The sequence below is a fragment of the Pantoea wallisii genome, assembly GCF_002095485.1.
GTDB lineage: Bacteria > Pseudomonadota > Gammaproteobacteria > Enterobacterales > Enterobacteriaceae > Pantoea > Pantoea wallisii.
Genome location: NZ_MLFS01000056.1, coordinates 22,332 through 29,991 on the forward strand (window position 1 = coordinate 22,332; position 7,660 = coordinate 29,991).

13 protein-coding genes are annotated in these 7,660 nt (G+C 60.1%); all 13 read left to right on the forward strand.

Translation table 11 applies throughout. From position 1 onward, the window contains the following. Positions 1 to 2: 2 nt before the first annotated feature. Positions 3 to 1,937, forward strand: a complete 1,935-nt coding sequence (locus tag HA48_RS17390) for a replication endonuclease (RefSeq protein ID WP_128602443.1) — start codon at positions 3 to 5, stop codon at positions 1,935 to 1,937. Positions 1,938 to 2,189: 252 nt separating this feature from the next. After that, positions 2,190 to 2,381, forward strand: coding sequence for a hypothetical protein (locus HA48_RS17395; RefSeq protein ID WP_244182895.1), 192 nt, complete (start codon positions 2,190 to 2,192; stop codon positions 2,379 to 2,381). Positions 2,382 to 2,640: 259 nt separating this feature from the next. After that, positions 2,641 to 2,847 (forward strand): tail protein X, encoded by a 207-nt coding sequence (locus tag HA48_RS17400; protein WP_128602445.1) that lies wholly within the window; start codon positions 2,641 to 2,643, stop codon positions 2,845 to 2,847. Between the two features lie 3 nt (positions 2,848 to 2,850). Continuing rightward, the gene (locus HA48_RS17405; RefSeq protein WP_128602446.1) at positions 2,851 to 3,072 is read left to right on the forward strand and encodes an HP1 family phage holin; all 222 of its coding nucleotides are present in this window, start codon (positions 2,851 to 2,853) and stop codon (positions 3,070 to 3,072) included. After that, positions 3,053 to 3,565: a lysozyme gene (locus HA48_RS17410; protein ID WP_128602447.1), complete on the forward strand. Its 513-nt coding sequence runs from the start codon at positions 3,053 to 3,055 to the stop codon at positions 3,563 to 3,565. Before HA48_RS17405 ends, HA48_RS17410 begins: the two co-directional genes overlap by 20 nt. After that, positions 3,562 to 3,804 carry a hypothetical protein gene (locus HA48_RS22670; RefSeq protein WP_244182896.1) on the forward strand — a complete coding sequence of 81 codons (243 nt, stop codon included), beginning with the start codon at positions 3,562 to 3,564 and terminating at the stop codon, positions 3,802 to 3,804. The genes HA48_RS17410 and HA48_RS22670 overlap by 4 nt, the downstream gene beginning before the upstream one ends. 30 nt (positions 3,805 to 3,834) lie before the next feature. After that, positions 3,835 to 4,125 (forward strand): Rz1-like lysis system protein LysC, encoded by a 291-nt coding sequence (lysC, locus tag HA48_RS22675; protein WP_244182897.1) that lies wholly within the window; start codon positions 3,835 to 3,837, stop codon positions 4,123 to 4,125. Beyond that, complete coding sequence (locus HA48_RS17420; RefSeq protein ID WP_341864989.1) at positions 4,085 to 4,537, forward strand: phage tail protein; 453 nt, start codon at positions 4,085 to 4,087, stop codon at positions 4,535 to 4,537. Before lysC ends, HA48_RS17420 begins: the two co-directional genes overlap by 41 nt. 70 nt (positions 4,538 to 4,607) lie before the next feature. After that, positions 4,608 to 5,198, forward strand: coding sequence for a phage baseplate assembly protein V (locus tag HA48_RS17425; RefSeq protein ID WP_128602449.1), 591 nt, complete (start codon positions 4,608 to 4,610; stop codon positions 5,196 to 5,198). Then, entirely contained in the window at positions 5,195 to 5,545 is a 351-nt protein-coding gene (locus tag HA48_RS17430; RefSeq protein ID WP_128602450.1) for a GPW/gp25 family protein, read from the forward strand. The genes HA48_RS17425 and HA48_RS17430 overlap by 4 nt, the downstream gene beginning before the upstream one ends. Before the next feature lie 4 nt (positions 5,546 to 5,549). Continuing rightward, positions 5,550 to 6,458, forward strand: a complete 909-nt coding sequence (locus tag HA48_RS17435; protein ID WP_128602451.1) for a baseplate assembly protein — start codon at positions 5,550 to 5,552, stop codon at positions 6,456 to 6,458. After that, positions 6,451 to 7,059 (forward strand): phage tail protein I, encoded by a 609-nt coding sequence (locus HA48_RS17440; protein ID WP_128602452.1) that lies wholly within the window; start codon positions 6,451 to 6,453, stop codon positions 7,057 to 7,059. Before HA48_RS17435 ends, HA48_RS17440 begins: the two co-directional genes overlap by 8 nt. Continuing rightward, a partial coding sequence (locus tag HA48_RS17445) for a phage tail protein (protein ID WP_208613149.1) occupies positions 7,056 to 7,660 on the forward strand: 605 nt, incomplete at its 3' end. The genes HA48_RS17440 and HA48_RS17445, both read left to right, overlap by 4 nt.

A 7,660-nucleotide genomic window follows, 5' to 3' on the forward strand; every position in this document is an offset into this window, starting at 1 on the left:
CCATGCCTTACCTCTGCCATGCGGAGCAGCAGCGCCGTGCTCAGGGTTATCTCGCGCTGATTGCGGCGCAGCAGGCGCTGGCCCGTCAGCCCGGATGGATTCAGTTCACGCTGAAGCGCCGTATGGATGTACTGGAAAACCGCCACGGCGCGGCGCGGGCTAACCGCTGGCTGACAGCGGTTTTTGCCCGCCGGCTGTTACCCCGGCTGGAACAGGTCCATCAGCAATATCGCATCGATACCCTGCAGCGCGGCACCGCCAGTTTGCTGGCCGGCAGCGGTGATGCACGTGCAGCAGGCACGCTGTGGGAATTGGTCCGGCGCTTTAATCGTCTGCCAGAGATGTCCCGCGCCGATGTGGATCTGCTGGCGGGCGACATCGCACACTTCATTTTTGCCGAACAGGCGCAGATGCATACGCAGTGCCGCGATGAATCTGACTACCGCTATACGCATCGCCTCTATATGTTAGCCGCAACCATCACGCGCGAGCTGCGACAATCAGCGCCGCTGTGGCACACGGTCACATCCCGCCTGTTTGACCCTGAGGCGATCGCCCCGGCGATTTTACGTATGCAGAGCACAAAGTGGTGGCAGCGCCAGCTGCGCCGGATGGCGGCGGCATGGCGCGAGCATCTGCACATTGCGCTGGGTAACGTTTGTAAACAGAAAACGGCCTATGTCAGCCCGCTGGCTTTGACCGAATGGCGCGAGCAGAAGCGCCGTACGCGTGAATTTCTCAAAGGGCTGGAGCTGGAGGATGAGTGCGGCAACCGCATCAGCCTGATCGACAAGCACGATGGCAGTATCGCTAATCCGGCGATTCGTCGTTGTGAATTAATGACGCGCCTGCGCGGCTTTGAAACCCTTTGCACCGCGCTGGGCTTTGTCGGTGATCTCTTCACTATTACCGCGCCCTCAGCCTGGCACGCCACGCTGAGCAGTGGCTATGCCAATCGTCGCTGGAACGGTGCCAGTCCGGCAGACACGCAACGCTATCTGTGCCATCTGTGGCAAAAGATCCGCGCCCGACTGCAGCGGGAAAATCTGCGTGTTTTCGGTCTGCGCGTCGCCGAGCCGCACCATGACGCCACGCCGCACTGGCATCTGCTGCTGTTTATGCCGCCACATCAGCGGGAGCCGGTACGCGCCGTGCTGCGCGAGTATGCCCTGCAGCAGGAGAGCGATGAGCTGAGCAGTGCACAGGCGCAGCAGGCGCGTCTCCACGTCACGGCAATTGACGCAGCCAAAGGCAGCGCCACCGGTTATCTCGCCAAATATATCGCCAAAAATATCGACGGCTATGCGACAGACGCTGAGCAGGATCACGAAAGCGGCAAGCCGCTCAGGGAGATGGCGGCAGCGGTCTCCGCGTGGGCTGCGCGCTGGCACATCCGCCAGTTCCAGTTTGTTGGCGGTGCGCCGGTAACGGTATATCGCGAACTGCGCCGCCTGGCTGATAGCGACAGCGTACGAGGGCTGGATGCAGATTTTGCTGCCGCTCATCAGGCAGCCGATCGCGGCGACTGGGCAGGTTATGTGCAGGCGCAGGGCGGTGTGCTGGTGCGGCGTCAGGATCTGGCCGTGCGTAACTGGTATCAGGCGGATAACACGCTGAACGCATACGGTGAGGTGCAGCAGCGTATCAAAGGCGTCTATGCCACGGCGGTAGGTGCGGATACGCCCATCCTGACGCGGCTTATCGTGTGGAAGATTGTACCAAAACGCGTCGCGGCGTCCGCCCCTTGGAGTTCTGTCAATAACTGTACGCCGATCGTTGCCTGTCGCGATCTGCCGCAGCTGGATCGCCGGCAGCGCCGGCGTTTGCTGGTTCAGATGCGTGCCCGTCAGCGGCCACCGCCGCAGCGGCTGTTCCGCAGTGCGGCGCAGGATGAACTGTACCGGGCTAAACCACAGATGCCCCCTCCGGCCTATTAGCGCACGTTAACCGATTAGCTGCTGTCGCGTGGGAAAAAGAGGCTAAAAGTCGCTAAAACAACGCGTGCCAGAGGGCGTGTTAAGGCTCACCGGGCGTGAGAATAAGCATTTGCATTACGCTCGGGTTATAGCGGGAAACATCTTTCATATCATGTATATAAAAACCGTTTTCAATTAATACATTTTTCTTTCTCAGATGTGGAATGCTATGCTACTGTATGTATGTACAGTAATTTGATGGGGGGAGGGCGCGTGGATAATGATTTACAAGAACGGGTAATGCTTGAGCGGGTTGAGCTGATTGCCCGGTTAACATCGGAAGGTTTTTGCCGGGAGCGTGACAGGGAGATCGCACTAAGCCTGATCGCTGAAATTGCCAGTAATTCTGTCATGGCGAATAAACAGTTTTCCGTGGTGTTTTCCGCTGTGCCGCTGGAGAAGTAACCGTTAAGGTTATGCTGAACCGCACGGAGATAATCCTGACTATCGCGCCCCATACTCTCCGTTTTCATCTCTGAATGACTGCGGCTGCGGTGGTGTTCTCACCGCCTGCCGCGCCGTCTCCTGTCTCGCCTTTTTCCCTCTCTGTTTGCTCACCGCTGAGCGGACGGGCTCGCGTTGCTGCGCGCCGGCCATCGCGGGAAACTTATCGGTATCAGGGCCAGCAACATCGGCCATCCTCCGCTTTCAGCCGGGAGTTTCCATGACACAAATCTATGCCTTACAGGGCGATACCGTTGATGAGATCTGCTATCGCCACTACCGCCGTACTGAGCAGGTAGTGGAGCGCGTCTATCTTGCTAATCCGGGACTGGCTGCAGTCGGTGTGGTGCTGCCACACGGCTATGCGCTGGTGTTACCAGAGTTACCGGCGGCCGCGACCGGTGAAACCGTCGCGCTGTGGGATTAAAGCATGCACATCTCAACCGAACGTCTAACCGCCTTGCTCACCTACGCCCTTGCGGTGGTAATGGGCTGGCTGGGTAAGTGGAACCTGCAGGATATTGCCACGCTGCTCGGCATGGTGCTGGGTATCGGCATGTTTCTGGTGAGCTGGTACTACCGGCGCAAGACCTTTCTGCTGCTGAAGAGCGGGAAAATCAGCCAGAGGGAATATGAATCAGCCAATCGTTAAACGCTGCCTGGCCGGCGCAGTGCTGGCAATTGCGGTGACATTGCCGGGATTCCAGCGTCTGCACACCTCGGTGGAGGGGCTAAAGCTGATCGCTGATTACGAGGGATGTCGCCTGAGCCCGTACCAGTGCAGCGCCGGCGTCTGGACCGATGGCATTGGTAACACGTCTGGCGTGATCCCTGGCCGCAGCATCAGCAAGCGCCAGGCGGCCACGGGTTTTATCAGCAACGTACTGAACAGTGAACGTGCGCTGACGCAGTGCGTGGTTACCACGCCGCCGCAGGCGGTTTACGACGCGCTGGTTTCGTTTGCCTTTAACGTTGGCAGCGGTAACGCCTGCAGTTCGACGCTGGTGGCATTACTGAATCAGCAGCGCTGGCGTGAAGCCTGCGAACAGCTGCCGCGCTGGGTGTACGTCAAAGGCGTCTGGAATCAGGGGCTGGAAAACCGCCGCCAGCGGGAGCGTGCGTGGTGTCTGCGGGCAGGTCCGTGAACCGGGTTGACGGTGCCACGCTGATCGGCGTGCTGCTGCTGGCGCTGGCGTTTAGCGGCTGGCGCTGGTCGCAGGCCAGCGCCGGGCTGGTGAGCGCGCAACGCATCATAGGCACGCTGTCAGCGGGTATCGCCAGCCGTGACCAGACCATCGTCCGCCTGAATCAGCAATATCGCGCTGAGCAACAGCAGCTGAACACGCTGCGTTTACAGCAGGGCGCGCCAGTGCGGCGGCACTAACGCGAGAAGCACTGCTACAGAGGGAAACCGATGCCGATCCATCCTTACGTGACTGGTCTGCTGCTGCTCTGCCTGACGCTGTTATCCGGCTGCACGCCCGTCCCGCTTTCGCCAGCGCCGCAGATTATCTGGAGTGGCTGTCCGCGCGTGACCAGCTGCCCGATTCCGGCCAACCGGCTGCAAACCGCGGGCGATCTGGCCGCCGATAATCGCCAGCTGGAAGCGGCGCTGGTCGCCTGTGGTCTGCAAATTGACATGATTAAACAGTGCCAGGAGCAACATGATGCTGAAACCGCAACACCTGCAACAAGCGCTGACTGACGGCATACCGTGGCTGCAGCAGCATCCGGAACAACTCAGCGTGACGACGGGCAGCGGACAGATTGTCGCCACGCTCGCCACTTCGCTGTCGTTTGAATATCGCTATGCGCTGAACGTGACGCTGTCGGGCTACAGCGACGATCTCAATCTGGTGATGGTACCACTGCTGGCGTGGCTGCGTCGTCATCAGCCCGATCTCATGATGAACGACGCGCGCAGCGGCATCACGTTCGCCACAGATGCGGCCAATACGTTGCGTATTACCCTGCAGCTCAGTGAGCGCGTCATTGTCAGCGGTGAAGGTGATGCGCTGCACGTTGCATACGCCGACGAGAATCCGCTGGCGGCGAATGTTGATCGCCCGCTGCAGCTCTACGCGCACGGAGATCTGATCAGCAGCTTCCCGTCGTGAGTTGTTTAGTGATAGCTGAGCAAACGCAGACGCTTTGTCGCTTCTTATTAACCGGTGTGACACTAAGACCATGAATACACAACTCGCTGAAATACTGCGCCTGCTGCGCAATATCATTCGTATCGGTACGGTCGCTGCCGTGAATCCCGCAGAAGGTGTCTGCCGGGTCGATACCGGCAATAACACCACGGGCTGGCTGCCGTGGCTGAGCGCGCGTGCCGGTAAAACCCGGGCGTGGAGCGCGCCGTCACAGGGTGAACAGGTGCTGGTGCTGTGTCTGGGCGGTGAACTGGAGACCGGTTTTGTACTGCCGGGCATTTTCTCTGATGTTCATCCGGCACCCTCGGCTTCGGCGGAGGCGCTGCACTGGTCGTTTGCCGATGGCGCAGAGCTGGCCTATGAGCCGCAAACCGGTGCGCTGCACGCCAGCGGCATCCGCACTGCGTCCATTAGCGCAGCGGAGAAGATTCTGCTGGACGCGCCGCTGGTGGAGTGCACGTCGCTGCTGAAAACCGCTCAGCTCAATGTGACGGCGGGTGGCAGCTTGCAGGGTGACGTCAGCCACAGCGGCGGGCAACTCAGCTCCAATGGCGTCGTGGTGGATACCCACGATCACGGCGGCGTACAGCGCGGCGGCAGCAGAACGGACGGACCAAAATGACCACAGCAAAATATATCGGTATGAACCGTGAGAGCGGCAGCGCCCTGAGTGACGCAGAGCATGTGCGCCAGTCGGTGCGCGACATTCTGTTAACGCCGCTCGGCGCGCGCGTGATGCGGCGCAACTACGGATCGCTCCTCTCAGCGCTCATCGATCAGCCGCAAAATGAAGCGCTACGCCTGCAGATTATGGCGGCCTGTTACGTGGCGCTGCTGCGGTGGGAGCCGCGCATCACGCTCACTGGCATCAGCTTCGAACCCGCGTTCGACGGCAGCATGGTGGTAGAGCTGAGCGGCAACCGCAGCGACACGCTGCAACCTTTTTCCTTAACCGTTCCTGTGAGCTGAAAACATGGCAACTATCGATTTGAGTCAGCTGCCCGCACCTGGCGTGGTAGAGACGCTGAGCTATGAAACGCTGCTGGCCGAACGTAAAGCCACGCTGATTTCGCTCTATCCGGCGGCGCAGCAGCAGGCGATCGCCCGCACGCTGGCGCTGGAGTCAGAACCGATCGTGAAGCTGCTGGAGGAGAACGCTTATCGCGAAGTTATTCTGCGACAGCGTATCAACGAGGCCGCTCAGGCGGTGATGGTGGCGTGGGCGCTGGATGGCGATCTTGACCAGCTGGGCGCCAATAACGGCGTCACACGGCTGGTGATTACGCCAGCCGACACCAGCACTATTCCGCCCACGCCAGCCGTGATGGAGAGTAACGACGATTTCCGCGCGCGCATCGCTTCTGCTTTTGAAGGCCTGAGCGTCGCCGGGCCGACGGGCGCTTATGAGTATCACGCCAAAAGTGCTGATGGCCGCGTGGCCGATGCCTCAGCCATCAGCCCGTCGCCGGCCAGCGTTACGGTTACCGTGCTGGCCCGCGACGGCAACGGCAGTGCACCGACGGATCTGCTGACGGCGGTCGAAACGGCGCTGAATGATGAGAATGTGCGCCCGGTGGCGGATCGCGTCACGGTGCAGTCGGCGCAGATCGTCAATTACGCCATCGACGCCGAGCTGTATCTCTATCCTGGTCCCGAGGCCGAGCCGATTCGCGCTGCCTCGCAGGCGAAGCTGGCAGCCTATGTTACCGCGCAGAAGCGACTGGGGCGCGATATTCGCCTGTCGGCGCTGTATGCCGCTATTCACGTTGAAGGCGTGCAGCGCGTCAATTTGATTCAGCCGGTGGCTGATGTGGTACTCGTCAAAACCCAGGCGGCGTTCTGTACCGGCTACACGCTGACGGTGGGAGGCTCTGATGAGTGATCGTCTGCTGCCGACCGGTTCATCAGCGCTGGAGGTGGCGGCAGCGGCGGCGCTGGCCAGCCTGGGCGATATGCCCGTTCCGCTGCGCGCATTGTGGAACCCACGCACCTGTCCGGTAGCGCTGCTGCCGTATCTTGCCTGGGCGTGGTCGGTGGATCGCTGGGATAGCGGCTGGAGCGAAGCGACCAAACGCGATGTGGTGGCCGCATCACAGTATGTGCATCGCCACAAAGGAACCATCGGCGCGATTCGTCGCGTGGTTGAACCGCTCGGCTATCTGATTCGGGTAATTGAGTGGTGGAAAACCAACGAGACGCCCGGCACGTTCCGGCTGGATGTTGGCGTGCTGGAGACCGGCATCACCGAGGAGATGTACCACGAACTGGAGCGGTTAATTGCCGATGCCAAACCGTGCAGCCGGCATCTGATTGGTTTGTCGATCAACCTGGACGCGCATGGCGTGATACCGGTGGCCGTTGCCAGCTATAGCGGCGATGAGCTGACAGTTTATCCCTATACCCCTGAAATTATTCATGTTGGCGGGCCGGTTTATTCCGGTGCGGCGATACATCTTATTGACCTGACGGAAGTGAGCGTATGACCCAAAAATATCTTGCGTTACTAACCAACCAGGGCGCGGCGAAACTGGCCAATGCCGCAGCGCTGGGTACCAAAGTGAATATCAGTGCAATGGCGGTCGGCGACGGTGGCGGCACGCTGCCGACGCCCGATCCGGCGCAAACCAGCCTGATTGGCGAAAAGCGCCGTGCTCAGCTGAATTCGCTGACCATTGATGGCGCCAACAGCAGCCAGATTATTGCCGAGCAGATTATCCCGGAGGGCGAGGGCGGTTTCTGGATTCGCGAAATCGGTCTGTTTGACGCCGATGGCGTGATGATTGCAGTGGCTAACTGCGCGGAGACCTATAAGCCGCAGCTGGCCGAAGGTAGCGGCCGCACCCAGACGGTACGCATGATCCTGATCGTCAACAGCACAAGCGCCGTGACGCTAAAAATTGATCCGTCAGTGGTGCTGGCCACACGCAAATATGTGGATGACGCGGTAATTGAGGTAAAGGCGTATGCCGACGAGGTGATGAAACAGCATCTCGCCGCCGCCAATCCGCACACGCAGTATCCGCTGATTAAGAATGCACTAAAGGAGATGGTCAGCGCAGGTCTGGTGGGCGAGGTTCTTAAAAA